This window comes from Bhargavaea cecembensis (assembly GCF_001619585.1).
Taxonomy (GTDB): Bacteria; Bacillota; Bacilli; order Bacillales_A; family Planococcaceae; genus Bhargavaea; species Bhargavaea cecembensis_A.
The window spans coordinates 573,153-599,942 of the sequence record NZ_LQNT01000011.1 but is presented as its reverse complement, the minus strand read 5'-3'; the positions used below and the strand labels follow the sequence as shown (position 1 = coordinate 599,942).

Here is a 26,790-nt window from a genome sequence, read left to right as displayed (position 1 = left end):
ATGGAACAGCAGTTTGACCGCATCCCGCCGCACAGCAACGAAGCCGAACAGTCGGTAATCGGGGCGATTTTCCTCGAACCGCAGGCACTCATCACGGCGGCGGAGACGCTTGTGCCGGAGGATTTCTACCGGGTATCCCACCAGAAAATCTTCCGGACGATGGTGACACTCAGCGATCGCGGTGAAGCGATTGACGTCGTTACCGTCACCGAGGAGCTTTCGGCGAAAAAAGAGCTGGAGGACGTCGGCGGCATCTCCTACCTCACGGAGATCGCCAATGCCGTACCGACGGCGGCGAACGTCGCGTATTACGCGAAAATCGTCGAGGAGAAGGCGCTTCTCCGGAGGCTGATCCGGACCGCGACGGGCATCGTCGAAGACGGCTTCACCCGTGAGGATGAGGTCGATGCGGTGCTTGCCGAGGCAGAGAAGAAGATGATGGAGGTTGCCAGCCGCAAGAATGCGGGCGACTTCAAACACATCAAGGATGTCCTCGTCCAGACGTACGACAATATTGAACTGCTTCATACACGCAAAGGCGAGGTCACCGGTATCCCGACAGGATTCCGTGACCTCGACCACATTACGGCAGGCTTCCAGCGCAACGACCTGATTATCGTCGCGGCGCGGCCGTCCGTCGGGAAAACGGCCTTCGCCCTGAACGTATCACAGAACGTTGCGACGAAGGCCGGCGAGAACGTGGCCATCTTCAGCCTCGAGATGGGCGCCGACCAGCTCGTCATGCGGATGCTCTGCGCCGAAGGCAACATTGATGCGCAGGTGCTCCGGACCGGTGCACTGGAAGCCGAAGACTGGCGCAAACTCACGATGGCGATGGGCAGTTTGTCGAACGCAGGGATCTACATCGACGATACACCGGGCATCCGGGTCAGCGAAATCCGTGCCAAATGCCGCCGGCTCAAGCAAGAGCACGGCCTCGGAATGATTATGATTGACTATCTCCAGCTGATCCAGGGCAGCGGCAAACCCGGCGAGAACCGCCAGCAGGAAGTCTCGGAAATCTCCCGCTCACTCAAAGGGCTCGCCCGTGAGCTTGAGGTCCCGGTCATCGCCCTGTCGCAGCTGTCCCGTGGTGTCGAACAGCGCCAGGACAAACGTCCGATGATGTCTGACCTTCGGGAATCGGGTTCGATTGAGCAGGATGCCGATATCGTCTCATTTCTCTACCGCGAGGACTATTACGACAAAGAGACCGAAGACCAGAACATGATTGAAATCATTGTCGCGAAGCAGCGGAACGGCCCGACCGGCACAGTAAAGCTTGCATTCGTGAAGGAATACAACAAATTTGTCAATGTTGACTGGAGCCAGCACGAGGCGCCGCCGGCATGACTTTTAAAACCCGAACGTTCGATGCTAGAGTGCATCCATGCGTTCGGTTTTTTCTTGACCCGATACCGGATCACTGATACACTATATCTGTTTGAAATCGGACGTGAACAACAGGCCGTCCATCGGAGGTGCAGATCTATGCCATCAGTGGTGGTAGTCGGAACGCAATGGGGAGACGAAGGAAAAGGGAAGATCACCGACTTCCTTTCGGAAAACTCGGAGGTCATCTCCCGCTATCAGGGCGGAAACAACGCAGGCCATACGATCATTTTCGGCGGGGAGACATATAAGCTTCACCTGATTCCGTCGGGAATTTTCTATAAGGATAAAATTTCGGTCATCGGCAACGGTATGGTCGTTGATCCGAAGGCGCTTGTCACCGAGCTGGAAGGGCTCCATGCACGCGGGGTTGAGACGGACAATCTCCGCATCTCGAACCGTGCGCACGTCATCCTGCCCTACCACATCAAGCTGGATGAAGTCGAGGAACTCCGCAAGGGCGAGAATAAGATCGGCACGACAGGCAAGGGCATCGGCCCGGCCTATATGGACAAGGCCGGACGGATCGGCATCCGGATTGCCGACCTCCTTGACAAGGAAGTGTTCGAGGAAAAGCTCAACCGCAATCTAAAGGAGAAAAACCGCCTGCTTGAGAAGTTCTATGAGACGGAAGGCTTCAAGGCTGAAGACATCCTCGATGAATACTACGAGTATGGGCAGAAGATCGCACAGTATGTGACGGATACATCCAAAGTGCTGAACGACGCACTGGATGAGGGCCGCCGTGTGCTGTTTGAAGGTGCACAAGGCGTCATGCTGGACATCGACCAGGGGACGTACCCGTTCGTCACGTCGTCCAACCCGGTTGCGGGCGGTGTCACAATCGGTGCGGGCGTCGGCCCGACGAAGATCGACCACGTCGTCGGCGTCTGCAAGGCCTACACTTCCCGTGTCGGAGACGGACCGTTTCCGACGGAGCTGTTCGACGAAACCGGTGACCGCATCCGTGAAGTGGGCAAGGAATACGGTACAACCACGGGCCGCCCTCGCCGCATCGGATGGTTTGACAGCGTTGTCGTCCGCCATGCGCGCCGCGTGAGCGGGCTAACCGATCTGACGGTCAATTCCATTGACGTACTGTCGGGTCTCGAGACAGTCAAAATCTGCACGGCCTACCGGTATAAGGGCGAGCTGATCACCGAGTATCCGGCGAACCTTCGTGTGCTGGACGACTGCGAGCCGGTTTATGAAGAGATGCCGGGCTGGAGTGAAGACATCACAGGTGTCCGCTCCCTCGACGAACTGCCGGATAATGCACGCCATTATCTGGAGCGGATTGCCCAGCTGACGGGCGTCCAGATCTCCATTTTCTCGGTTGGACCCGACCGCACACAGACCAATATTATCAAGAGCGTCTGGCGCTAAGCCGATGCTTCCTGCCACTCTTCCATCTGGGAGGGTGGTTTTTTGATGTCTGCAAGCATGATTGCTCATGAAATTCCTTTCCTTTTTCTGTGTTTTATCAGCTGTCACACCTGTCATATTGCTGAAATAATAAACGAATATTTTGGTATGTCCGCTGGGTATTGGGTCCCATTTTACAGTTGCATTACAAACGTCCCACACTCCTTGTACCTATATATATGAACTGTTAAAGTGGCTGAGGCTGAGTATATAAATAATGAGATATAGATAGAGAAACACAGAAAGGACAAAGAAATAAGATGCAAGGAAGCACAGATAATTCTAACTTAAGTTCTCCATCTTCTGGACAAAAGAGGCAGGGTAAATTCAGGAAGGTTTCGTTGGCTATACTTATGGGTTCCCTGCTTTTCACCGGAACGGGTTTCGCAAAGGAAGGTCTTCGTGATCAGTACCATGTTTATGAAGATGGCGAATACATCGGGACAGTCAAGAGTCCGGAAGTCGTCGACCATGCGGTGGATGAGAAAAAAGCCGAGGCGGAGGCTGCCCATGAAGACCTTGAACTCGTCGTTGGCCGTGAGCTTTCCGTCGTAAAAGAGAAAGTATTTGGAAGCAATGACTCTGCCGACGAGGAATCTGTAAAGGAAATGATGGACGAAGCACTCACCGTCGAAGCGAAGTCTCTCGCTGTCCAGGTAGGCGGAGACACCCTGTTCCACCTGAAGGATGCGGAGGCATTCAACCGGGTGATCCGGGGCGTCAAGCTGACGCATATGACCGAGGAAGAACTGGCGGCTTATGAAGCAGCACAGGAAGCCGGTGAATTCCCTGAGCCTGAAGCAGGCAAGACACAGGTGACCCACCTTTCCCTGAAGGCGGACCTGCAGGCAAAAGAAGTTTATACCGCTCCGGAGAACATTAAGACGGATGAAGATGCACTCGCACTCCTGCTTTCCGGAAAGCCTGTCGAACGTGACTATACCGCTGAGGAAGGTGACACGCCGGAGACCGTCGCAAAGTCGCATGGCATGAGCGTGGAACGGCTCCAAGAGCTGAATGACGGGATGGGCGGACAGACGGAACTGGATGCCGGAAGTACGGTAAAGGTCCTCGTCGAGGAACCCTACGTGGAAGTCTCTGTCACACGGAAGCAACGTGAAGCTTCTCCAATCGCACACCAGAAAGTTACAAAGAACGATCGTTCCATTCTCAAGGGTGAGAAGAAAGTTGCACGGTCAGGGAAAGACGGCAGGAAAGAGAAGCTGTCTGTCACGGAAACCGTAAACGGGGAGAAAGTATCCGAGAAGGTGCTGGAAGACGAGGTGGTCGAAGAGCCGGTTGACGAACTCATCCTGAACGGTACGAAAGTCGTGCAGGGCGCAGCGACGGGCCAATTCGCCTGGCCGGCGCAGGGCGGCTATATCTCGAGCAAGAAGGGACCGCGATGGGGCCGCCAGCACAATGGCATCGACATTGCCCGCCCCAGCGGGGAAGCGATCCTGGCTGCTGATGCGGGAACCGTCACCGAGACGGGTCCTTTAGGAGGATTCGGCAACCGGGTCGTGGTCGATCATGGGAATGGTTATACGACGCTGTATGCCCACCTTGAATCAATCAGTGTCAAGCCGGGGCAGAAACTTGCTCAGGGCCAGAAGCTAGGCGTGATGGGCAACACCGGAAACTCCACCGGCGTGCATCTGCACTTTGAAGTGCGCAAGAACGGACAGCTGATCGACCCGCTCACAGTAGTGAGCAAGTAAACGAATCATGAAGATAGGACGGCAGCCCGCGGGCTTGCCGTCCTTTTTGATTGCTGCATTTCCGGCATTTCCTCGGGAAATATGTCGTCCGGAGGCGATTATTGCCCGGGAAATGAACCCATTATTTCCCGGGTTCGACACTTCCCACCGCAGTGCCGTGAAATCTTTTTTCCGGACATTAAATAGGTTGAGACCTAATCTCACAAAGGTGCGGAACTTGCAAACTCGTGATAGCATAAGGGAAACAGGATCGAACCTGATAAGAAGAAGGGAAGACCAGCATGGACAAGACGATTCTTGTAGTGGACGATGAAAAACCGATTGCGGACATCCTCCAGTTTAATCTAAAAAAAGAAGGCTACAACGTCATCACGGCATACGACGGCGAAGAGGCCCTGGAGCTTGTTGAAGAGACTGTCCCGGACCTGGCGCTGCTCGATATCATGCTCCCGAAAAAGGATGGCATGGAAGTTTGCCGGGAGCTGCGAAAGAAATATGATTTTCCGATCATCATGCTGACAGCGAAAGATTCAGAGATTGACAAAGTTCTCGGTTTGGAGCTTGGAGCGGATGACTATGTCACCAAACCTTTCAGTACGCGCGAACTGATCGCGCGCGTGAAGGCCAACATGCGCCGCCACCAGGCTGCGCCGGCTGAGGCGGAAGAGGAAGTGTCCAACGACATCACCGTCGGCAATCTGACGATCCAGCCGGATGCCTACCTCGTCCAGAAACGCGGTGAGCAGATCGAGCTCACCCACAGGGAATTCGAACTGCTCCATTATTTGTCCAAACATATCGGCCAGGTAATGACGCGAGAGCACTTGCTCCAGACCGTATGGGGCTATGACTACTTCGGCGATGTGCGGACGGTCGACGTGACGATCCGCCGCCTGCGCGAGAAGATCGAAGACAATCCGAGCCATCCGGCATGGATCGTAACCAGACGCGGCGTCGGATACTACCTGCGCAATCCGGAACAGGAGTAACGTCTGATGCGGAAAGTCGGCTTTTTCCGGTCCATCCATCTGAAGTTCGTCCTGATGTACGTTCTTCTCATCCTGATCGCCATGCAGATCATCGGCATCTACTTTGCCCAGGAACTTGAGAAGACCCTGAAGGAAAACTTCCAGGCATCCATCGAGGACCGGGTGAACATTCTGGAATTCAGCATCAGGGAGGAAATGACGCGGCTGAGGACAGAGGAAGACCCGTCAATCGAAGTGAGTCTAGGGACTGTCCTTTCCCAATTTTCATCAGATGACATCATCGAAGTGAGGATCATCGACCCCAAGACGCAGATTCTCGCCACATCCGAGTATGAAAATCAGCACCTGGTCAACCAGCGCACGATGGACGAACTTGTCCGGAAATCGATCCAGTCCAGCACCTCGTTCGAGAGTACCTTCCTGAATGAGTCGCAACGCCGGATCTGGGTGCTTGCGAAACCGATCATTTCCGGAGGTGAAGTGATTGCGGTCCTGCATATTCAGTCGAACATTGAGAAGGTATACAGTCAGATCAACGAAATCAACCAGATTCTTGCCGGCGGTACGGCGTTCTCCCTGGGAATCACCGTCATTCTGGGGATCCTCATCGCACAGACCATTACCCGTCCGATTGCCGACATGACGAAGCAGGCGAGCGCCATGGCAAAAGGAAACTTTGCCCGGAAGGTCCGGGTGTACGGGCAGGATGAGATCGGCGATCTGGCAAAGGCATTCAACCACCTGACGACCCGCCTTCAGGAGGCGCAATCATCGACTGAATCCGAGCGGAGGAAGCTGGCTTCGGTCCTCTCCAACATGACGGACGGCGTCATCTCGACTGACCGGAAGGGCCGAATCATCCTGATCAACGACACGGCGCTCGGCATGCTGGGCATCCCCCGCGAGCATGTTCTGAACCGTCCCGTGCCGGCCGTGCTCGGCCTTGAGCAGGATCATACTTTCGAGGACCTTGTCGATATGCAGGGACCGGTCACAATCGACTTCAGCGATGAGGATCGGCCTTATATCCTGCGGGCGAACTTCTCGGTCATCCAGAAGGAGACCGGGTTTGTAAACGGGCTGATTGTCGTCCTGCACGACATCACCGAGCAGGAAAAGATCGAGATGGAGCGCCGGGAATTCGTCTCGAATGTCAGCCATGAGCTCCGCACGCCGCTCACATCGATGAGGAGCTATCTTGAGGCGCTGGCGGATGGCGCATGGAAGGATGAGGAGATCGCGCCTTCCTTCCTGCATGTCACACAGACCGAGACGGAGCGGATGATCCGTCTCGTCACGGATCTCCTCCAGCTGTCGCGGATGGACAGCAGGGAATACGAGCTGAACACCGATATTGTGGACTTCGTGAAATTCTTCCACCGGATCATTGACCGGTTTGAACTGATGAAATCAAAGGATGTGGAGCTGATCCGGCTCATTCCGCCCGGTCCGCTTTATACGGAGCTCGATATGGACAAGATGACCCAGGTCATCGACAACATCATCTCCAACGCCCTGAAGTACTCCCCGGACGGCGGCAATGTCCGGTTTACCGTTCAGGCAGAGGATGACCATATCAAAATAGCGGTTGCCGATGAAGGGATGGGCATTCCGGAAGCAAATGTGAATCGGATTTTCGAGCGGTTTTACCGTGCGGACAAAGCCCGCTCGCGTGCGATGGGCGGAACCGGTCTCGGGCTGGCCATCGCCAAGGAAATGATCCAGGCACACGGCGGCCTCATCTGGGCGGAGAGTGAGGAAGGCAAGGGGACAACCATCTTCTTCACGCTTCCTTTTGAGGTTGTAGAGGCGGGTGAATGGGATTGAAATATGTAGAGCAAATCAAATCGGCAGTCCTCATTCTCCTCATTTTCCTCAGCATCACGCTGACATTCTCAATCTGGACATTCCGGCCCAATTACGAGCCGATCGAACAGGCACCGACGTCCGATATCATCATCGATGAGGATAAACAGAAACTCGGCGACGTGATTCTTCCCTATAAGATGATCGCCATTTCCGAAAATGATCTGTCCGGAACAACGGACAGGGAGGATATCGAGTCGCTGATGGACTTCATGAAAACATGGTCGTTCCAGAACCTGACGGAGGCTGACAAGGAAATCACCGAGGATGAGGCGAACAGCATCATCAGCCAGCCTGACACTGTCACCCTCTTTTTCCGGTCCCTTATTCCGTTCGGGGTCGTGGATAATCTGTTCCGGTTCAGTGATTCGGTGACGACCGAAGCCAGCTTCAGCCAGATTGTCATCGAAACCCAATCGGACAGCGGCCTTGTTCACTTTATCGGAAAAGACGGCGGACGCAGATTTACAGCCCATGCGACAGGCGTCGAACCCGACCGGTTGAACAACCTGCTGGCAGAAGCAAAAGAAATTGAACCGTATGCCGCAGTTGAGCGGGAAAAGGCCCGGACCCTTTATCTTCCTTCAGCAAGCAGATCTGTCAGTAATATGACCTTTTTCCAGCAGGATGTTAGCCCTGACGACTTCGCGGATGCGCTGTTTATCGACAAGAGCCTTGTCCAGCGGGAGCGGATGGGTGAACATTCGGAAAGGTACCACGATACCCATCACCAGATGATTGTTAACACACAGATGAAGACGTTGAAGTTTACGGATATGAAAGTGAGAAGCAGCAACGAGGGTGTTTCCATCCCGAGTGAACTCCTTCTGGACAGTCTTGACTTTGTCAACGAACATGGCGGCTGGACCAATGACTTCGTTCTTTCCTCCATAGATCCGATTCGCAATCAGATTAAGTATCAGATGGAGATCAGAGGATATCCCGTCTTCAGTGACTTCACGTTTACGGAAATCACGCAGATTTGGGCCAGCGGCCGGATAGCCAACTACGCACGGCCCTATTACCAGCTGGGCGATCCGCTCCCGGAGAATGCTGAAAAAAGGCTGCCGGCCGGGACGGATGTGGTGGAGGAACTCCGCACAGACCCGGAAGTCGACTTGAATGAGGTGAGTGACATTGTCCGCGGATACGCTCTCCGGAGGGATGATGACAACAACCTGTATATCCTGGAACCGGCATGGTTCTATGAGGAGAACGAGGAATGGTATTCCGTAAAGAAAGCCGGAACGGGAGGTGGCATGGGTGGACTGGAGTAAGACAAAGACGATGTTCATCGTCGTGTTCGCCATCCTGAACATCTTCCTGTTCTCGCTGTATATGGAACGGACCAACTTCTTCGAGAATCTCCAGGTTTACGGTGAAACCAGCATCGAAGACCGGTTGAAAGGAGATGACATCACCTACGGAAAACTTCCGGAGATCAAGGAAGCCTCATATATATCCGGCGAGCTGAAGCCTGTCAGCCCTACAGAACTGAGGGAATTGACCGGCCAGACAGCCAAAATTGAGGATGAACACACACTCATTTCAGTGCTTGAGGAGCCGTTCAGCCTGGAAACCAGCGATGGTAAACTGGACTTTGACGATTTCCTGGAAGGGTACGTGATGGACAGCCAGGATTACACGCTATGGGAAGTGGATGAGGAAGACCGGACTGCAACTTTCTTCCAGAAAGTCAACGGCAGCACAATCTTTTATAATGAAGATTCGACACTGACCGTGCATTGGAATGCAGACAGGGAGGCCATCCGATACGAGCAGAATATGCTTTACAAGCTGAGGGAAATCAATGAGAAGAAAGCCCTCAATGCCCCTCTACAGGCAATCGGCGCATTATCCCGGTCCGCAGATCTGAAGCCGGGTTCCGACATCAAGGAAGTGAAGTTGGGCTACTCCCCGCTCCTGCAGCTTACCCAGAAGCAGGTACTGGTACCGACCTGGCATATTCATGTACAATTGGACGATGGGACTTCCACCGACCACTTTGTCAACGCGGTGGATAATAAAATTTTGGACAAACTTTCCGAACCAGTCACCGAAGAAGAAGAACAGTAGGAGGCCGAAACGTGAGATTTAGTGTATTGGCCAGCGGCAGTACGGGCAATTCCATTTATATAGAAAACGACGAGCATGCTTTCCTCGTGGATGCAGGGCTGAGTGCCAAGAAGCTCGAGGGGCTCCTCGGGGGCATCGGCCGCAGCATGAAGCAGGTGGACGGCATATTCGTCACACATGAACACAGCGACCATATCAGAGGGCTGGGCGTAGCGGCCAGGAAGTACGGGATGCCGATCTATGCAAACGACAAGACATGGAAGGCGATGGACGGCCTGGTCGGCGAGATTCCGGTCGGCCAGCGGTTCACCTTCGACATGGAGACGGTGAAGTCGTTCGGCAGTCTTGATATCCAGTCGTTCGCAGTTTCGCACGACGCCGCTGACCCGATGTTTTATGTGTTCCATGACAGCGGCCGCAAACTTGCCCTTATTACAGACACCGGCTATGTAAGTGATCGGATGAAAGGTTGGATTTCCGGAGCGGACGCATTCGTCTTTGAAAGCAACCATGACGTCGGCATGCTCCAGATGGGCCGCTATCCGTGGAACGTCAAGCGGCGCATCCTGAGCGACGTCGGCCACGTGTCGAATGAGGACGCAGCGGTCGCAATGAGCGAAGTGGTGGACCAGAAGGAGACCCGCATCTACCTTTCCCACCTGTCGAAAGACAATAATATGAAAGACCTCGCGAGACTGAGTGTTTCGCAGACACTCGAAACGTGCGGCATCCGCCCCGGCGAATTTGTGCATCTGTATGACACTGATGCCGAAGCACCGACCGAGCTCGTAATGGTCTGAACCGAAATCCGTCCCCATGGTGGGACGGGTTTTTTGTTTTTCAAGAGACACAGCGAAACCCGGCTGTGTTCAAATTCCGCCAATCGGGTAGATTAATCCGTATATGCTGTTTTCATGAAGAAAGGATGGATCGGATGGTCAGATTGGAACCCGGAAGACGGAGGCTGCGTTTTGCGGGCACAGCCGGCATTCTGTCGGCTGCGCTGCTCCTGCAAGGTTGTCTCTCCTCTGGACAGCAAGCGGAAGGGGAGAAAAACAATGTGAATACCGCCGCCGATGCGGAAGCGGCAAAGGATGGAAACGGGAAGGGCAACGATGCGGCTTACACGGCGCTTGAGCTCCAGGATGGCATCGTCGGAGCGGTTGATGAGGCATCCGCCGCTGTCGTGGGTGTGACCAATCTCCAGACCGCCGGAAACTACTGGACAGGCTCAGAAGAGACCGTTCCGGCCGGTGTCGGATCGGGCGTGATCTACAAGCGGGAAGAGGGCAAAGCGTACGTTGTGACGAACAACCATGTCGTTGAGGGCGCCTCACAGCTTGAAATCACTCTGGAAGACGGCACGAAAGTTCCTGCCAGACTGCTTGGCGCAGACATCTGGACTGATCTGGCAGTTGTTGAAATAGATGACGCAGACGTACAGGATGTCATTGAATTCGGGGACTCAGACGAACTGAAACGGGGGCAGACGGCAATCGCCATCGGCAACCCGCTCGGTCTCGGATTTTCTGGTTCGGTGACGGTAGGCGTCATCTCAGGGAAGGAGCGGTCCATACCGGTCGATCTGAACGGAGACCAGTCGGTCGACTGGAATGCAGAAGTCCTGCAGACCGACGCCGCCATCAACCCTGGCAACTCGGGAGGCGCGCTTGTCGACCTGAATGGACTGCTGATCGGGATCAACTCGATGAAAATTGCCGAAGCATCGGTCGAAGGGATCGGATTGGCCATTCCGATCAATTCCGCTATTCCGATCATTGAGGATCTGGAGCAGTACGGAGAGGTCCGCCGTCCGCAAATGGGCGTCACTCTGTTTGATCTGATGGATATTCCGGCAGTGTATCAGCAACAGGAACTGAACCTTCCGAAGGATGTTACAGAAGGTGTGGTCGTGGACCAGGTGGCACGGGGTTCCGCGGCACAGGAAGCCGGACTCCGCCAGTATGATGTGATCACGGCGATGGATGGAGAGCCCATTGCGGATTTGATCGGTTTGAGGAAGTACTTGTATAATGAGGTGAAAGAGGGCGACACGGTCATGCTCGAGGTGTATCGGGACGGTAAATCCACAAATATTGAGATTAAATTCTAGCAACTTGCAACTAAATAACTGAAATTTTGTTCTAGTGTTACAAATATAACTATCCACAAGGGGCAGCACGGTGAGATTTTAACCGGCTGCCTGTGTTTTTGAAAGGAATAATTGCAATTGTCCACCAATGTGGATAACTAATTGCAAATGTTTATAACTTTCTGGAGCGGAGAAGGAGGGATTTGAATGGAAACTGTCACGAAAAAAGCGTGTGAAACCCACGTATACCGGGCTTTGGACGAAGTGACTGCCGAAACTGCAGCCTTCCCGATTATGGAAACTCTCAACAAAGCAGAGGAGTTATCCACAACCTGCGACTATTGCCCACAGGCTGCAATATATGTGGTGTCGAACATGCAGTCGCCCCCCATATCTTGATTTCACCTGTGGATATGTGCATAATTCCTGTGAACAACCGATTTGATAAAGGTGGACAACCTGTGAATATTACAATTGTTACAGTCGGAAAACTCAAAGAAAAGTATCTGAAAATGGGCATCGAGGAATACGAAAAACGGCTTCGCCCTTACGCAAAAATCCAGCTGACAGAAGTACCGGACGAAAAAGCACCCGAGCAGCTGAGTGACGCGGAGATGGAAATGGTGAAGAAAAAAGAGGGAGAGCGGATTCTGTCGAAGATTTCCGCTGATGCTCATGTGATCGCTCTCGCCATCGAAGGCAAACAGCGGTCATCGGAAGAGCTCGCGGCAAACCTGGAATCCCTGATGACATACGGAAAGAGCAAGGTCGTATTTGTCATCGGCGGATCCCTCGGCCTGCATGCAGATGTACTGAAGCGAGCCGACGAGAAGCTGAGCTTCTCCAAGATGACCTTCCCACACCAGCTGATGAAGCTGGTATTAATGGAGCAGATCTACAGGTCATTCCGGATTATGAAGAATGAGCCATACCATAAATAAGCAGCCGATTTATGAAAATAAACCCAAAGCCGTAAACGTTGATTACAAATAATAACCCTGTTATATTTAGTTTGAATTTAAGATATTAAAAAAAGGTGGAGATATACATGAAAGGTTGGCAATTCACTAAAACACATGAACCGCTCAAACTCGTAGAACAAGAAGATCCGAAAGCGGCACCAGGACGTGTAGTGATTGATACGAAGGCAGTAGGATTATGCCATTCTGATGTTGGTTCTCTGGAGGATGAGGGCTGGATGGCATTGATGGATGCACCAGTCATTATGGGCCATGAGAATGCCGGCGTCATATCTGAAGTAGGCGAAGGTGTTACCGATTTTAAGGTAGGAGATCGTGTCGCGATTTGCCCGACCGGACCATCCAGAACAGCTCCAGGATATGCTTATGACGGTGGTTTCGGGACCAAAATTCATGCGCCTGCAGAGGATCTGGTCCGTGTTCCAGATGAACTTTCCATGGAAATGGCCGCTTCAGCGACGGATGCGGGAATGACTTCATACTCTGCTTTGTTTAATGTAGGACAAGCAAAACCTGGCATGAACATTGCCTTAATTGGTATTGGCGGACTGGGTCAATTCGCACTGCAAGCGGCTGTAGCTAAAGGAATCAAGAACATTTACGCAGCCGATGTGAGTGAGAAAGCGCGTGAACTGGCCAAGGAAATCGGGGCAGCGGAAGTGGTATCCGATATTAAAGATCTGGCAGACAAAGACTTGGACCTGATTGTGGATTACGCAGGGTTTGGAGTGACCACTTCTGATGCATTGGAAGTTGTGAAACCAGGCGGAACGGTTGTATTGGTAGGTATGGGGAAACTGGAAACGACCATCAATACGACTTCATTTATCACAGGCGCCAAGAGATTGCTGGCGAATGTGGGCGGGACACCTCAGGACATCGCGGAAATTTATGAACTGATGGCTGCAGGCAAACTGAACCCGAAATTAACGAAGATTAAATTTGAAAATATTCCTGAAGGCATTGAGAAACTAAAAGCCGGAGAAGTACAAGGCCGTTTGGTAGCCGTGTATGATGGGGATGAATAATAGGTAATTCCATTAAAGTCTCATGAGATTTGCTCATGAGACTTTTAATTTCCCAAGGTGTAATGCCATACTAAAGAGGACAGATTCTGCTCATTTGAATGGAACACTTTATGCCAAAATAACCGAGCCTAGGCGGTCAAAAAGGATGTGGATTTGATGCGATATAACAAAACCGTCATGACAAAACTGATTAACCAGCACCGCGAATTGCATGATGAGATGAAGAAGATCAAAGTCGAAATGGGCCTGGAGAAGAATTTGGCCATTAAAGCGCTGTACCATTCAGCCGTCGCTGATGATGGTCCATATATGAAGGAATACCAAGCTTTAGATCGCCTGCACGGGGAATAACGACAGGCAACAAAATGAAATGATCATCGGATTTGTCCTGTTCCTGGACAAGTATCCGATGATCATTTTTGTTCTGTGGTCATTACCACTCTTTAGGCTCGTAGTTTAACTCTCTAAATAACGCGGTCCGTTCTTTTTTGGAAAGATCTCTCCATTGTCCCGGAGGAAGATTCCCGAGATGGATATTCATGATCCGGATTCTCTGCAGCCGGTACACTTCGTAGCCCAGTGCCTCGCACATGCGGCGGATCTGCCGGTTCAGGCCTTGTGTCAGGATGATTTTAAAATCATGCTTTGATAATTGTTCGGTCTTGCAGGGAAGTGTTTTTGTTCCCAATATCTTTACGCCCTCTTCCATGTTCTTTAGGAATTCAGGAGTGATCGGCCGATCTACCGATACAATATATTCTTTTTCATGTCTGTTCTCGGAACGGAGGATTTCATTGACGATATCCCCATCATTCGTAAGGAGGATCAGGCCCTCGGAATCCTTATCGAGGCGCCCGATGTTAAAGACTCTCAATGGATGGTTGACCAGATCGACAATATTTCCTTTTACGTTTTTTTCTGTAGTGCTTGTAATGCCTACAGGCTTATTTAGGGCAATATAGACATTGTTCCTGGCGACACGGATGGGGTTCCCATCTACCCGGACATCGTCACCGGGTTCGACTTGGGTGCCGATCGATACACGTTTGCCGTTGATCGTCACCCGCCCTTCTTCGATGAGTTTATCAGCACCGCGTCTGGAGGCCTTTCCCGATTCACTGATGAATTTATTGATCCGCATGTATGCACGTCCTTAATCGGAGGATTGTTTGGTTTGATGCTTACTATACTTTGTTTTACGGGTGAATCACAAATTTTCATTACGAAGATGTCCCGGGAGCCGGCTTGAAAATGGATCAGGCAACCCGTCTCCCTATGCCGGAGTGTCGGATGAAGAACACGCGGGCAGCAGAATGACGGCGATGTTTTCAGTTGGGCTGTGAGAAAGATGGAAATGAACCGTACCAATGCTTCAAATAAAGATGACAATTTAAGTACGTCTTTATGATTAAATATGTATTAAAAATGGGTTTTGGTAAAGGATAAATACGAATCAGGAAGGAGGATGTAAAGTATGAGTGTGCTTTCACGGATTGCGCTGGCTCTCCTCATCATCGGTGGCCTTAACTGGGGATTGATCGGGTTTTTCCAGTTTGATTTAGTGGCATCCCTATTTGGAGGTCAAGATGCATTCTTGTCCAGGGTCGTCTATGGTCTTGTCGGAATTAGTGCCCTGGTCTGTATTGGTTTGTTGTTTAAGCCGAGCGAAGAAATTGACACCGTGGTTACCAGTGACCGGCCATCAAGAATCTCCAATCAGGATTTACGCACAGAATTCGGTGAAGAGCCCGATTTCAGTAAAGAGCGGGATAATGAGTTAAAAAAGGACAACCGCAACAACGATGGATTGTAATCATAGACACTGCCTGGCTTCGCGCAGAATTTAAGCTACGTCCGCTTGAGTACGATCTCATCGGCTTTCATCCGTATCATATGGATGAAAGCCTTTTCTATTCTGTACAGTTGAATGCTATTTCACGCATGGTGTTCCTTATTTGGCCAATGAGGCCTCATTACATATGCAAAAAAGGTATAATTGTACCGGTATGCAATCTGCAGTAAATAGGAAGGTCTACTGTCGAATTATGTTATAATGAAGATTAAGAATAAACCTAAATGTGTTCCCGGCCGGTGCTTCACCGGAGCGGGAGCTCTGATAGTAAATCATAAATCCAGGGGATAAGGAAGGTTGTCATGAGCAGCATGCAAAAGCAAACAGATGTGATTTTGATCGGTGCCGGTATCATGAGCGCGACTTTGGGATCCTTGCTGAAAGAGCTCTCGCCGGATATGAAGATCAAAGTATTCGAGAAACTTGATAAGCCGGGGGAAGAAAGCTCCAACGAATGGAATAACGCGGGCACAGGCCACTCTGCGCTGTGCGAGCTGAACTATACACCCCAGAAAGAAGACGGCACGGTCGATACGAAGAAAGCCATTCGTGTAAACGAACAGTTCCAGCTTTCCCGTCAGTTCTGGGCCCACCTGGTCAAAAACAATCTGATTCAGGACCCGGAGAATTTCATCATGCCGCTTCCGCATATCTCCTTTGTGGAAGGCGAGGACAATGTCACGTTCCTGAAAAAGCGTTTTGAAGCGCTATCCGACAATCCGCTGTTCGGGGGGATGGAGTTCAGCGACTCTCCGGAGACACTGAAGGAATGGATTCCTCTGATGATGGAAGGCCGTAATGTTGACGAGCCAATCGCGGCGACGAAAATCGACTCCGGGACAGACGTCAACTTCGGCGAACTGACACGCGTCCTCTTCGAACACCTGCAGCGTCAGGAAGTTTCGGTGGACTATCGTCACAGTGTCGAAGACATTCGGCGCTCCGGCGACAAGTGGGAAGTGAAAGTCCGTGATCTCGACGGCAACAAGCTGGAGTACCACACAGCGAAGTTCGTCTTTATCGGCGCGGGCGGCGGCAGCCTTCACCTGCTCCAAAAAACGGGCATTCCGGAATCCAAGCATATCGGCGGTTTCCCGGTCAGCGGACTGTTCCTCGTCTGCAACAACCCGGAAGTCATCGAGCAACACCGTTCGAAAGTATACGGCAAGGCGAAGGTCGGCGCACCGCCGATGTCGGTGCCTCACCTCGACACCCGCTATATCGACGGCAAGCGTTCCCTTCTCTTCGGCCCATATGCAGGCTTCTCGCCGAAGTTCCTGAAGACGGGTTCTTATCTGGACCTGATCAAGTCCGTGAAGCCGAATAACCTGCTGACGATGCTGTCCGCAGGCGCGAAGGAAATGAAACTGACCAAGTACCTGATCGAGCAGCTGATGCTGAACCAGGAACAGCGCGTTGACGTGCTGCGTGAATTCATCCCGAGTGCGAAAAGCGAAGACTGGGATGTCGTCATCGCAGGCCAGCGCGTCCAGGTCATCAAAGATACCGAGCAGGGCGGCAAGGGCACACTCCAGTTCGGTACGGAAGTCGTGACGGCCCAGGACGGCTCTGTTGCGGCGCTTCTCGGCGCATCACCGGGCGCGTCCACCGCCGTTCATGTCATGCTCGAGATTCTCGAGAAATGCTTCCCTGAGCAGTACGGTGACTGGGAGCCGAAGATCAAGGAAATGGTTCCTTCCTACGGCACCTCCCTCTCCGAAAACCCTGAACTCTTCGAGAAAATTCATTCCGAGACTGCAGAAGTGCTCGGCCTGAACGAAAGCGAAAAAGAGCCAGTCCATAGCTGATGCGAAAAGAGCGCCGTCCCAAGTGGGACGGCGCTCTCTGTTTATTTGAATGCAGGGACTTTCTTGAGTGCGATGCAGACCGGGATGGCGACAATCAGGCCGACTACGTTCTGGGTGATGTTGCCCGGAATCGAAGCTGCCGGAATGATCCAGTTGCTGAACAGGACGGCTTCACACAGGTAGTACCCTGCCAGCATGAATGGCAGCGAGACAACTGCGGCGATGACGTTGAAAACCGTGCTCTTTCCTTCCCGGCCGCCAGACCAGGCGATTTTACCAACGATGTAGCCCTGCAGCCCCCGGGTAAGGAGGGAGAACGGTGCCCACAATGTCCATCCGGAAACCAGATCGAAGAGCGCCATGCCGACGCCCCCGGCAATGGCGCCCTTTTTTGGTCCGAACATGATTGAAGAAATGAAGAGCATGGCGGTGCCAAGGTGCACCAGGCCGCCGTTTGCCGTGATCGGCAGTTTGATATTAAGTAGCAGTGTCGTCATAAAGACAAGCGCAATCAGCATTCCGGTGATGATCATGTCGTATGTTTTATTCCGTGTGACGGAAACCGGATGAGTTTTCTGCATAATGACCCCTTCTCTTCTATATAAGATAAGACTTATCATACCGGTTGGCTGACTTATTAAAAGGTTCAATTTCATCTGAACTGAAGGGGTCAGTTGTGAAATAAGATAGCCGGGAACTACACAGGACACAACACAATGTTTTGTGCATTTCAAAGACGCCAGTCACCGGCGACTGATCGGGCAACAGAGAGAGGACCTGGAGTGGAAAACCGTATGATATCTCATAAACAAGACAGCTATCGTGTATTTCAAAAGACGGATCAAAGAAGAGGGGCCTGTCTTTTTTGTATGTTCGTAAATCCGTCTTTCTTATTAATGCGCAGGAGGACATATCCGTCTAATGTAACTATAAATAGGATAAGAAACTAATCTGTTTGGCAGATTCAAGTTCTTTTTCGGTCTGCCTTAAGACTCATCTCCAAAATAAGAACGCCGTTCTGCCGCCTTCCACAGGGCCTCTGTTAACTTTGTAAACTCCCTTCATATTTACATTAACAATCCCTTTACATCTGATTCATTTGTCCTCAACAACCCGTTGGTAAAGTAGGGACTGTAAACAAAACGACTACGACTAACAGGGGGAACAATTACATGAAAAGCTGGAAACACTATCTCGGACTCACAGTCGTCTCATCGGCTCTACTGCTTGGCGCATGCGGAAGCGACGCGGAAGATGATGCAGCAACTGAAGATGAAGCAACTGAAGAACAGGCAGCTGAAAGCGACACGGCAAGTGAATCTGCAGATCAGTCTTCTGAGGAAGCAGTTGAAGGCCAAGTTTCCGGCGATGGCTCGAGTACGGTCGCGCCGGTCATGGAAGCCCTCGTTGAAGAATATGCAGCAACAGGCACTGACGTCCAGGTAACGGTCGGCGTATCCGGTACGGGCGGCGGAATGGAGAAGTTCATCGCAGGCGAAACTGACTTCTCGAACGCATCCCGTGAGATCAAAGACGAAGAAAAGCAGAAGCTTGAAGAAGCAGGCGTTGACTATACGGAGTTCCTTCTGGCCTACGATGGCCTGACAGTAGTTGTCAACCCGGAAAACGACTGGGCAACAGAACTGACAGTCGAAGACCTCAAGAAGATCTGGGTGGAAGACGGCACAACCAAGAAATGGTCCGACATCAACCCTGAATGGCCTGAAGAAGAAATCGTCTTCTACTCCCCGGGTACAGATTCCGGTACGTATGACTACTTCAACGAAGTCATCCTTGAAGAAGAAGACATGGTCCAGGACGCAACACTCTCTGAAGACGACAACGTCCTCGTGCAAGGTGTACAAGGTGACAAGAACGCCATTGGCTTCTTCGGATACTCGTACTACGTAGCCAACCAGGATACCATCACAGCTGTAGCAATTGATGGGGTAGAGCCGTCGAACGAAACGATTGAATCCGGTGAATATTCTCCGCTTTCCCGTCCGCTCTACACTTATGTGAGCAACGAATCGCTCGAGAACGATGCAGCAACTTATGACTTCTTCGAATTCGCACTGGATAACGCTGGAGCGATGGCTGAAGCAGTCGGCTACGTCAGCCTCCCTCAGGAAGTGTCTGACGAACAGAAAGCAAAGCTGGAAGAATTCAAAAACTGAGCTTCATCTCTCTAATCTTTTGCAGAGTAAAATGAGCGGCATTCCGCTGCTCATTTCTTTCTGCTTTTCAAATAAATGGAGGTAAATGATGGTAAATCCGACTACCCGGGAACGGGCATCCGTACAGGAACTTATCGCCAAAGCGGGAAACAACAAACGAAAAAAAGTCATCGAGAAAATCATCCCGGTCATCCTCTTCCTGATTGCAGGCGTCTCTGTGCTGACAACCATCGGCATAGTCGCCACGCTGATCTTCGAGACGGTGACGTTCTTCAGACAAGTGCCGATCCTGTCGTTCATCTTCGGAACAGAATGGCTGCCGTTCTCCAATAAGGAACCGAGATTCGGCATTCTGCCGCTGATTGTCGGTACGCTCAAGGTCACACTGATCGCTGTGGTTGTGGCCGTTCCGATCGGCCTGGCAGCTGCGATCTACCTGAGCGAATATGCTTCGGACAACGCGCGCCGGATCATCAAACCGGTCCTTGAGGTATTGGCGGGCGTCCCGACGATTGTCTATGGCTTCTTCGCTTTGACATTCGTGACGCCGGTCCTGCAGACGATCATTCCGGACCTGAAAATCTTCAATGCCCTCAGTCCCGGGATCGTGGTCGGTTTTATGATCATCCCGATGATCGCTTCGCTTTCCGAAGACGCCATGAGTGCAGTCCCGAATGCCATGAGGGAAGGGGCCCTCGCGATGGGCGCGACGAAATTTGAGGTCGCCATGAAAGTTGTCCTTCCGGCGGCCCTTTCCGGAATCCTTGCATCGGTCGTACTGGCCACATCGCGTGCGATCGGAGAGACGATGATCGTGTCACTCGCAGGCGGTTCGACACCGCGCTTCGATGCGGATTTCACCGGCTCCATCCAGACGATGACCGCCTATATCGTACAGGTCTCCACGGGTGACGCAGGTTATGGCACACCGATCTACTATTCGATCTATGCTGTCGGTTTCACATTGTTCCTCTTCACACTCCTGATGAACTTCCTGGCAAACCGCATCACGAAACGATTCAGGGAGGCGTACTAAGATGAGAATCACTGAACAGCAACCCGGCGTCAACAAACGCTATATCGACCAGACGTCCGTGTCCAAGCGGATGGACGGCCGGAAAATCACCAATACGGTCTTCAAAACACTGTTCTTCATGGCGACACTTGTGGCACTGCTCGTGCTCGGTATCCTGTTTTACAGGATCCTGTCGCAGGGCCTTGGCTTCCTGTCCGCAGACTTCTTCCAGAACTTTGCATCGCGTTTCCCAGAAAAGGCGGGCATCAAGGCCGCCCTCATCGGATCACTCTGGCTCATGGCGGTTGTTGCACCGCTTTCGATGTTCCTCGGAATCGGCACGGCGATCTACCTGGAGGAATACGCCAAGAAAAATCGGGTCAATGATTTTATCCGCATGAACATCTCGAACCTGGCAGGTGTCCCGTCCGTCGTCTTCGGTCTTCTCGGACTGACGATCTTCGTGCGGGCGCTGGCACTCGGCAACAGCATCCTGGCTGCAGGTTTCACGATGAGCCTGCTTATCCTTCCGGTCATCATCGTCGCCGCCCAGGAAGCGATCCGCGCCGTGCCTCAGCATGTGCGTGAAGCATCCTACGGGATGGGCGCGACCAAGTGGCAGACCATTGTCCGCGTCGTTCTTCCAAGTGCGATCCCGGGCATCCTGACAGGAAGCATTCTTGCCCTGTCCCGTGCAATCGGAGAGACCGCGCCGCTCATCGTCATCGGTGTGCCGGTCATCATTCAATTCCTGCCGTCGGGTGTCATGGATACGTTCACGGCACTGCCGATGCAGATTTACGACTGGGCGAAGCGGCCACAGGCCGATTTCCAGCATGTTGCCTCTGCGGGCATCATTGTTCTCATGGCGTTCCTGCTTTTGATGAATTCGATTGCTGTCCTGATCCGGAATAAATTCCAGAAGCGATACTGAGAACTGGGAGGAGAAAAGGAATGGTACAACTTATGAACCGAACCGATAACGAGACCCAAGCAGCCGTGAGCCCGATGGAAACCCCAGCCCGGGAAGCGGCAAAGCCGGTCGTCTATAATACGAAGCAGCTGAACCTCTGGTACGGCAGCCACCACGCCCTCAAGAACATCGACCTGCCGATCCGCGAAAACGAAGTCACCGCGATCATCGGGCCATCGGGCTGCGGCAAGTCAACCTACATCAAGACGCTCAACCGCATGGTGGAGCTGGTTGACGGCGTCCGCACATCTGGCGAGATCCTCTACCGCGGCCGCAACATCTTCGATGCCAAGTATTCGGTCGAGGAACTCCGCACACGTGTCGGCATGGTGTTCCAGAAGCCGAACCCGTTTCCGAAGTCGATCTATGACAATATCGCCTACGGCCCGCGTATCCACGGCATCAAGAACAAAAAGATTCTTGATGAAATTGTTGAACAGAGCCTTCGCGGCGCGGCGATCTGGGATGAGGTCAAGGACCGCCTGAGCACGAATGCTTACTCGCTTTCCGGCGGTCAGCAACAGCGGATCTGCATCGCCCGTGCGCTTGCAATCGAGCCGGATGTCATCCTCATGGACGAACCGACATCTGCCCTTGACCCGATCTCCACGCTGAAAGTCGAGGAGCTCGTCCAGGAACTCAAAGAAAACTATTCGATCATCATTGTCACGCACAACATGCAGCAGGCAGCGCGGATTTCGGACAAAACGGCGTTCTTCCTGAACGGGGAAGTCATTGAGTTCGATGACACGAATAAGATTTTCCAGAACCCGGCCGACCAGCGGACCGAAGATTACATCTCCGGCCGGTTCGGTTAAGAAGGGGGACACGAAGTTGAGGAATATGGGAAATGTACGCAAAACGTTTGAATCGGAACTGGAAGAACTGAAGGGTAAGCTGCTCCGGATGGTGGATCTTGCGGAGCGCCAGCTCGGAGATTCGATGGACGCACTAAAAACACAGAACCTGACTCTTGCCAATGCAGTCAAGCAGAAAGACGCGGAGATCAATACGCTGGATGAGGAGATTAATCAGAAGGTCATCCAGCTGATTACACAGCAGCAGCCGGTCGCGACAGACCTTCGCAAAATCATTGTCGCGCTCAAAATTTCGACCGACGTGGAACGCATCGGTGACCTCGCGGTGAACATCGCGAAAAGTACGCTCCACATCGGAGAAGAGCCGCTCATCAAACCGATCGTCGATATCCCGAAAATGGCGGATGCTGTCCGGGTCATGCTCCGTAAGGCGTTTGACGCTTATGATCTGGAGGACATCGACCTTGCATTCGAGCTTGCAAAAGAAGACGATGCAATCGATGAGGCATACGGCCGGATGATCCAGGAACTCATGGGCTACATGCACCGGAACCCGGATCACGTGAACCAGATCACCCAGCTGGCCTTTATCTCCCGCCACCTCGAACGGGTCGGCGACCACGTCACGAACATGGCCGAGAACATTATCTTCATGGTCAAAGGGAAAACACTGAATCTGAATGAATGATTAAAAAGAGGCCCGGCAAAGGGCCTCTTTTTCCTATGTTCAATCAGGTGTACAATATAGTCAGAACATTAAGAAGGTGAAGCCGTGATGATCAGGATGGAGAACGTCTCCCGCAAGCGGGAGGGGAAATGGATACTGAAAGACATCAATTGGAACGTCGAAAAAGGGGATCACTGGGTGCTGTACGGGCTGAACGGCGCGGGAAAAACCTCGCTTCTTGAGCTGATCAACGCTTATCTGTTCCCGACAACAGGCACCATCCGTGTACTCGGAATGGAGTTCGGGAAAACATATTTGGCAGAGCGGCTGCGCAGGCGGATCGGATTTGTCTCGTCACTGATCCAGCAAAAGCTTGAGCCGGGGGACAATGCGTATGAGGTCGTCTTGAGCGGAGCGTATGCATCGTTCGGGCTCTATGAGGAGACGACGGAGGAAATCGACCGGAAGGGTGTCGACATCCTCAGGGAACTCGGCTGCCTCGAATATGCCAACCGGGACTATGATACGCTGTCGCAAGGTGAAAAGCAGCGGGTGCTGATCGGCCGCGCACTCATGGCGGATCCGGAGCTGCTGATCCTGGACGAACCGACAAGCGGGCTTGACTTTCTTGCGCGCGAGGAGCTGCTGGAGTCGATCGGGCGGATCGCAGAAAGGCCGGATGCACCGACCATCCTTTATGTCACGCACCACATCGAGGAGATCTTGCCGGCCTTCAACAAGACACTCCTTTTGAAAGAAGGACAGGTATTCGATGCGGGCAACACGGATGAGCTCGTGACAAGTGACCGCTTGTCCGAGTTCTTCGGCATTCCGGTCAATGTCATCTGGGACAATGGGCGCCCGCTTCTCTCAAAGGCCCAGACGGTCAGGAACTGAACCTGATGAAGCTTTTTGGAGGAGGGGCTTATTTTGAACATCGGCATCATGGGAACAGGAAATATTGCGGACTACCTTCTTAAGAGCATCAATGAAGAAAGGCAGATTGTTGGAACTGTCACCGCTGTTTTCGGGCGCAACCGGGAGGCCGGCGGGCAGCTGGAAAAGCAGTACAAGACCCGCTTTTATCAGGACTTTGACTCGTTTATCGGCTCAGACATGGACATGGTGATCGAGGCGGCCGCCGTGGAAGTGGCCGCGGCCTATTCCATTCCGGTTTTGGAGAATCAAAAAGATCTGGTCGTCAGCAGCATCGGCGCATTTGCAGATGCCGCTTTTCTAGAAACCGTCAGGAAAACCGCGGAAATGAACGGACGCACCGTCCATCTCCCGTCCGGTGCGGTCGGCGGGCTTGATCTGCTGAAATCTGCAAATGCCCTGGGCGGATTGGAGAAGGTGATGATCACCACGAGGAAATCACCGGCCTCACTCGGGCTTGAAGGAATCAGCGAAGAAAAGCTGCTGTTTGACGGCCCGGCAGGCGAGGCGATCAAAAAGTTCCCGAAAAACGTCAACGTCGCACTTGCCCTGTCACTCGCAGGCATCGGGACGGAAAAGACAGGGGTCAGAGTAATCGCGGACCCGTCCGTGGAGCGGAACACCCATACCATTGAGGTTGAGGGAAGTTTCGGCAACATGGCGATGACCATCGAGAACCTGCCCATGCCGGGCAACCCGAAAACGAGTTACCTTGCGGCATTGAGCGTCCTGGCGGCATTAAAGAACCAGGGGAAGCCGATTGTCATCGGTTAAATAGGAGGCGGCAGCATGGTCCGGGACGATTGGTTTACGGTTCAGCAAATTGATTCCGATACATACGCCATCAGTGAATATGGCCATTGGGAGAAAGTGCATTCGTTTTTATTGATCGGGCAGGACAAGGCAATCCTGATCGACACCGGCCTCGGAATCGGCAACATCCGGAAAGTGACGGACCAACTGACGGATTTGCCGGTTGAAGTGCTGACCACCCACGTCCATGCTGACCATATCGGAAGCCATGGACAATTTGACACGTTCTATGTCCACGAAGAGGAGCTTGACTGGATCGTCAACGGGATCAAGGGGCGGACTGACGAGCAGATCAGGAAGGACATGACCCGGGACATCACGATTCCGACTCCGCCCGGCTTTGAACCGGAAACGTATCGTCCGTTCCGGGGAGTTCCTTCTGAGACCGTAAAAGACGGGGATGTCTTCGATCTCGGCAGCAGGCTGCTCCGAATCTATCATTCGCCGGGCCATTCGCCGGGACACATCACCATCCACGACGAGATGAAAGGCTATCTGTTCACGGGGGATCTGCTGTACGACGGGACACCGGTTTATGCATTTTATCCGACGACGAACCCGGAAGACTTGGTCCGCTCACTGGAGCGCATTGCGGATATCCCGGGCGTGACCAGGGTCTTCGGGTCGCATCACACTGTAGGGCTGGACCCTCAGATTCTGCCGGAGGTCAAGTCGGCGGCCAGAGAGCTCCGGGAACGGGACCTCGTCAGGTTCGGCACGGGCATCCACCGGTTCCCAAGCTTCAGCGTGCAATTCTGATACTGGATCACAAAAAACAACCCGCCCCGGACCCGGGGCGGGTTGTTTTCTGATTAAACCTGGATGAGTCCCATCAATACAGCGATGAACAGCAGGACGATGGCCAGACCCCAAAGCCAGAAAAGGGAATAGCGCAGGTGCTTGCCCATCTCGAGACCGGAGAGGCCGAGTGCAAGCCAGACAGCAGGCGCGAGCGGGCTGACGAACGTCCCGACGATGTTCCCGATGATCATGGCATAAGCGGTGGAAAGCGAAGGTACGCCGTACGTCGCAGCAATCTGCTCGGCAACCGGGAACAGGCCGAAGTAGTAGGCGTCCGTGCTGAGAAGCAGATCGAACGGAACGCCGAGAATACCAATGATGATATGGAGGTAAGGCGCAACAGAGGCCGGCAGGATATTGACCGCGTCTGTTGCGATGGCAGTCAGCATGCCTGTCCCGTTCAGGATGCCGAGGAACAGTCCGGCAGCCAGGATGATGGAGGCCATTGTCAGCGCGCTTGGCGCGTGGGCGCGGATCCGCTCCATCTGGTCTTTTGTGTTCGGATAGTTGATCGGCAGGGCGATGGCGACACCGATCATAAAGGCCAGGCCTGCCGGGATGATGCCCGACATGAGCAGTCCAATGATCGTGATGGCCAGGATTGCGTTGACCCAGATCAGTTTCGGCCGGACGAGGGAGTTGTCCGATTCCGCTGTATCCGGCCCGTCCTGAATCACTTCATCAGCGGTCATATCAATCGTGGCCGCCACTTCGAGAGAACCATACTTTTTGATGATCCTGCGCTGTTCCCTCATTCCGAGAAGGACGGCGAGAATCACCATCAGAACGAGGCCGATTCCCTGGATGGGAATAAGCGGTCTCCAAAGTTCCGTGACATCCATGCCAAGAACGGAAGCCGTACGGCCAAGGGGGCCGCCCCACGGAAGCATGTTCATGATCGCGGCTGATCCGCCGACCAGTAAAAGAAGCAGATACGGGTTCATCTTCAGCCGCTTATAGAGCGGGAGAAGGGCCGGGATCGTAATCAGGAATGTAGAAGCCCCTGAGCCGTCCAGCTGGGCGATTGCCGCAATCAGAACCGTGGCGATGCTGACGAGGATGACATTTCCCCTTGACCAGGCGACCATCTTGCTGATGATCGGGTCGAACAGTCCGGCATCCTGCATGATGCCGAAGAAAATGATCGCGAAGATGAACATAACGGCAACCGAGATGACCGTTGCGATCCCGTCATCGAAGAAAGTTCCCAGTTCAGAGAAGGTGAATCCCGCGATGAAAGCACCGATGATCGGCGGAATGACCATCGCGACAATAGGGGTGACCTTCCCGCTGATCAGCAGGGCGACGATGACCAGTATGGTAAGAAATCCGATAACACTCAGGCTCATTGATAAATCCCC

Annotated in this window: 26 protein-coding genes; 23 read left to right on the top strand and 3 right to left on the bottom strand. The window is 52.8% G+C overall.

Features of this window, described 5'->3' with window-relative positions; translation table 11 throughout:
- The 13 genes from dnaB (at nt 1) to AV656_RS13730 (ending at nt 13,920) form a co-directional block, all read left to right on the top strand.
- Entirely contained in the window at nt 1–1,353 is a 1,353-nt protein-coding gene (dnaB, locus tag AV656_RS13790; protein WP_008300426.1) for a replicative DNA helicase, read from the top strand.
- 138 nt (nt 1,354–1,491) lie between these two features.
- Nucleotides 1,492–2,778, top strand: coding sequence for an adenylosuccinate synthase (locus AV656_RS13785; RefSeq protein ID WP_063182919.1), 1,287 nt, complete (start codon nt 1,492–1,494; stop codon nt 2,776–2,778).
- Between the two features lie 380 nt (nt 2,779–3,158).
- On the top strand, nt 3,159–4,538 hold the full coding sequence (locus AV656_RS13780; protein WP_197462257.1) for a peptidoglycan DD-metalloendopeptidase family protein: 1,380 nt from the start codon (nt 3,159–3,161) through the stop codon (nt 4,536–4,538).
- A 281-nt stretch (nt 4,539–4,819) separates the two neighbouring features.
- Nucleotides 4,820–5,527, top strand: coding sequence for a response regulator YycF (gene yycF / locus AV656_RS13775; RefSeq protein WP_063182915.1), 708 nt, complete (start codon nt 4,820–4,822; stop codon nt 5,525–5,527).
- A 6-nt stretch (nt 5,528–5,533) separates the two neighbouring features.
- Nucleotides 5,534–7,354, top strand: a complete 1,821-nt coding sequence (gene walK / locus AV656_RS13770) for a cell wall metabolism sensor histidine kinase WalK (RefSeq protein ID WP_063182913.1) — start codon at nt 5,534–5,536, stop codon at nt 7,352–7,354.
- Nucleotides 7,345–8,670 (top strand): YycH family regulatory protein, encoded by a 1,326-nt coding sequence (locus AV656_RS13765; RefSeq protein ID WP_063182910.1) that lies wholly within the window; start codon nt 7,345–7,347, stop codon nt 8,668–8,670. The genes walK and AV656_RS13765 overlap by 10 nt, the downstream gene beginning before the upstream one ends.
- A complete protein-coding gene (locus AV656_RS13760) occupies nt 8,657–9,469 on the top strand; it encodes a two-component system regulatory protein YycI (RefSeq protein ID WP_063182908.1) in 813 nt (270 codons plus the stop codon). The genes AV656_RS13765 and AV656_RS13760 overlap by 14 nt, the downstream gene beginning before the upstream one ends.
- Nucleotides 9,470–9,480: 11 nt before the next feature.
- Nucleotides 9,481–10,269 (top strand): MBL fold metallo-hydrolase, encoded by a 789-nt coding sequence (locus AV656_RS13755; RefSeq protein ID WP_063182906.1) that lies wholly within the window; start codon nt 9,481–9,483, stop codon nt 10,267–10,269.
- 134 nt (nt 10,270–10,403) lie between these two features.
- The gene (locus AV656_RS13750) at nt 10,404–11,582 is read left to right on the top strand and encodes a S1C family serine protease (protein WP_063182903.1); all 1,179 of its coding nucleotides are present in this window, start codon (nt 10,404–10,406) and stop codon (nt 11,580–11,582) included.
- 186 nt (nt 11,583–11,768) lie between these two features.
- The gene (locus AV656_RS13745; RefSeq protein ID WP_063182901.1) at nt 11,769–11,960 is read left to right on the top strand and encodes a CxxH/CxxC protein; all 192 of its coding nucleotides are present in this window, start codon (nt 11,769–11,771) and stop codon (nt 11,958–11,960) included.
- Between the two features lie 62 nt (nt 11,961–12,022).
- Nucleotides 12,023–12,502, top strand: coding sequence for a 23S rRNA (pseudouridine(1915)-N(3))-methyltransferase RlmH (gene rlmH, locus AV656_RS13740; protein WP_063182899.1), 480 nt, complete (start codon nt 12,023–12,025; stop codon nt 12,500–12,502).
- 107 nt (nt 12,503–12,609) lie between these two features.
- Nucleotides 12,610–13,569, top strand: coding sequence for a zinc-binding dehydrogenase (locus tag AV656_RS13735; protein WP_063182897.1), 960 nt, complete (start codon nt 12,610–12,612; stop codon nt 13,567–13,569).
- Between the two features lie 156 nt (nt 13,570–13,725).
- Nucleotides 13,726–13,920 (top strand): hypothetical protein, encoded by a 195-nt coding sequence (locus AV656_RS13730; RefSeq protein WP_063182895.1) that lies wholly within the window; start codon nt 13,726–13,728, stop codon nt 13,918–13,920.
- 82 nt (nt 13,921–14,002) lie between these two features.
- On the opposite strand, the gene rluF is transcribed toward AV656_RS13730, so the two are convergent.
- A complete protein-coding gene (rluF, locus tag AV656_RS13725; protein WP_063182894.1) occupies nt 14,003–14,710 on the bottom strand; it encodes a 23S rRNA pseudouridine(2604) synthase RluF in 708 nt (235 codons plus the stop codon).
- A 333-nt stretch (nt 14,711–15,043) separates the two neighbouring features.
- Here rluF and AV656_RS13720 point away from each other — a divergent pair, with 333 nt between their 5' ends.
- Complete coding sequence (locus AV656_RS13720; RefSeq protein ID WP_063182892.1) at nt 15,044–15,382, top strand: DUF378 domain-containing protein; 339 nt, start codon at nt 15,044–15,046, stop codon at nt 15,380–15,382.
- A 341-nt stretch (nt 15,383–15,723) separates the two neighbouring features.
- Entirely contained in the window at nt 15,724–17,229 is a 1,506-nt protein-coding gene (locus AV656_RS13715; protein ID WP_063182890.1) for a malate:quinone oxidoreductase, read from the top strand.
- A gap of 41 nt (nt 17,230–17,270) precedes the next feature.
- Here the strand turns inward: AV656_RS13715 and AV656_RS13710 are convergent, their stop codons facing one another.
- On the bottom strand, nt 17,271–17,810 hold the full coding sequence (locus AV656_RS13710) for an ECF transporter S component (RefSeq protein WP_063182888.1): 540 nt from the start codon (nt 17,808–17,810) through the stop codon (nt 17,271–17,273).
- Between the two features lie 591 nt (nt 17,811–18,401).
- On the opposite strand from AV656_RS13710, the gene AV656_RS13705 reads away from it, so the two are divergent.
- The 8 genes from AV656_RS13705 to AV656_RS13670 all read left to right on the top strand — a co-directional run bounded on the left by AV656_RS13705 (nt 18,402) and on the right by AV656_RS13670 (nt 25,387).
- Entirely contained in the window at nt 18,402–19,406 is a 1,005-nt protein-coding gene (locus AV656_RS13705) for a PstS family phosphate ABC transporter substrate-binding protein (RefSeq protein ID WP_063182886.1), read from the top strand.
- An 88-nt stretch (nt 19,407–19,494) separates the two neighbouring features.
- Complete coding sequence (gene pstC / locus AV656_RS13700) at nt 19,495–20,442, top strand: phosphate ABC transporter permease subunit PstC (RefSeq protein ID WP_063182884.1); 948 nt, start codon at nt 19,495–19,497, stop codon at nt 20,440–20,442.
- A gap of 1 nt (nt 20,443) precedes the next feature.
- Nucleotides 20,444–21,355: a phosphate ABC transporter permease PstA gene (pstA, locus tag AV656_RS13695; RefSeq protein WP_063182882.1), complete on the top strand. Its 912-nt coding sequence runs from the start codon at nt 20,444–20,446 to the stop codon at nt 21,353–21,355.
- Between the two features lie 74 nt (nt 21,356–21,429).
- Nucleotides 21,430–22,212 carry a phosphate ABC transporter ATP-binding protein PstB gene (pstB, locus tag AV656_RS13690; RefSeq protein ID WP_063183035.1) on the top strand — a complete coding sequence of 261 codons (783 nt, stop codon included), beginning with the start codon at nt 21,430–21,432 and terminating at the stop codon, nt 22,210–22,212.
- Between the two features lie 25 nt (nt 22,213–22,237).
- The gene (gene phoU / locus AV656_RS13685; RefSeq protein WP_063183033.1) at nt 22,238–22,900 is read left to right on the top strand and encodes a phosphate signaling complex protein PhoU; all 663 of its coding nucleotides are present in this window, start codon (nt 22,238–22,240) and stop codon (nt 22,898–22,900) included.
- Between the two features lie 84 nt (nt 22,901–22,984).
- Nucleotides 22,985–23,776: an ABC transporter ATP-binding protein gene (locus AV656_RS13680; protein ID WP_063182880.1), complete on the top strand. Its 792-nt coding sequence runs from the start codon at nt 22,985–22,987 to the stop codon at nt 23,774–23,776.
- A gap of 33 nt (nt 23,777–23,809) precedes the next feature.
- Nucleotides 23,810–24,589, top strand: coding sequence for an aspartate dehydrogenase (nadX, locus tag AV656_RS13675; protein ID WP_063182878.1), 780 nt, complete (start codon nt 23,810–23,812; stop codon nt 24,587–24,589).
- 15 nt (nt 24,590–24,604) lie between these two features.
- Nucleotides 24,605–25,387 (top strand): MBL fold metallo-hydrolase, encoded by a 783-nt coding sequence (locus AV656_RS13670; protein WP_063182876.1) that lies wholly within the window; start codon nt 24,605–24,607, stop codon nt 25,385–25,387.
- 53 nt (nt 25,388–25,440) lie between these two features.
- Here the strand turns inward: AV656_RS13670 and AV656_RS13665 are convergent, their stop codons facing one another.
- The gene (locus AV656_RS13665) at nt 25,441–26,778 is read right to left on the bottom strand and encodes a CitMHS family transporter (protein WP_063182874.1); all 1,338 of its coding nucleotides are present in this window, start codon (nt 26,776–26,778) and stop codon (nt 25,441–25,443) included.
- Nucleotides 26,779–26,790 lie beyond the last annotated feature (12 nt).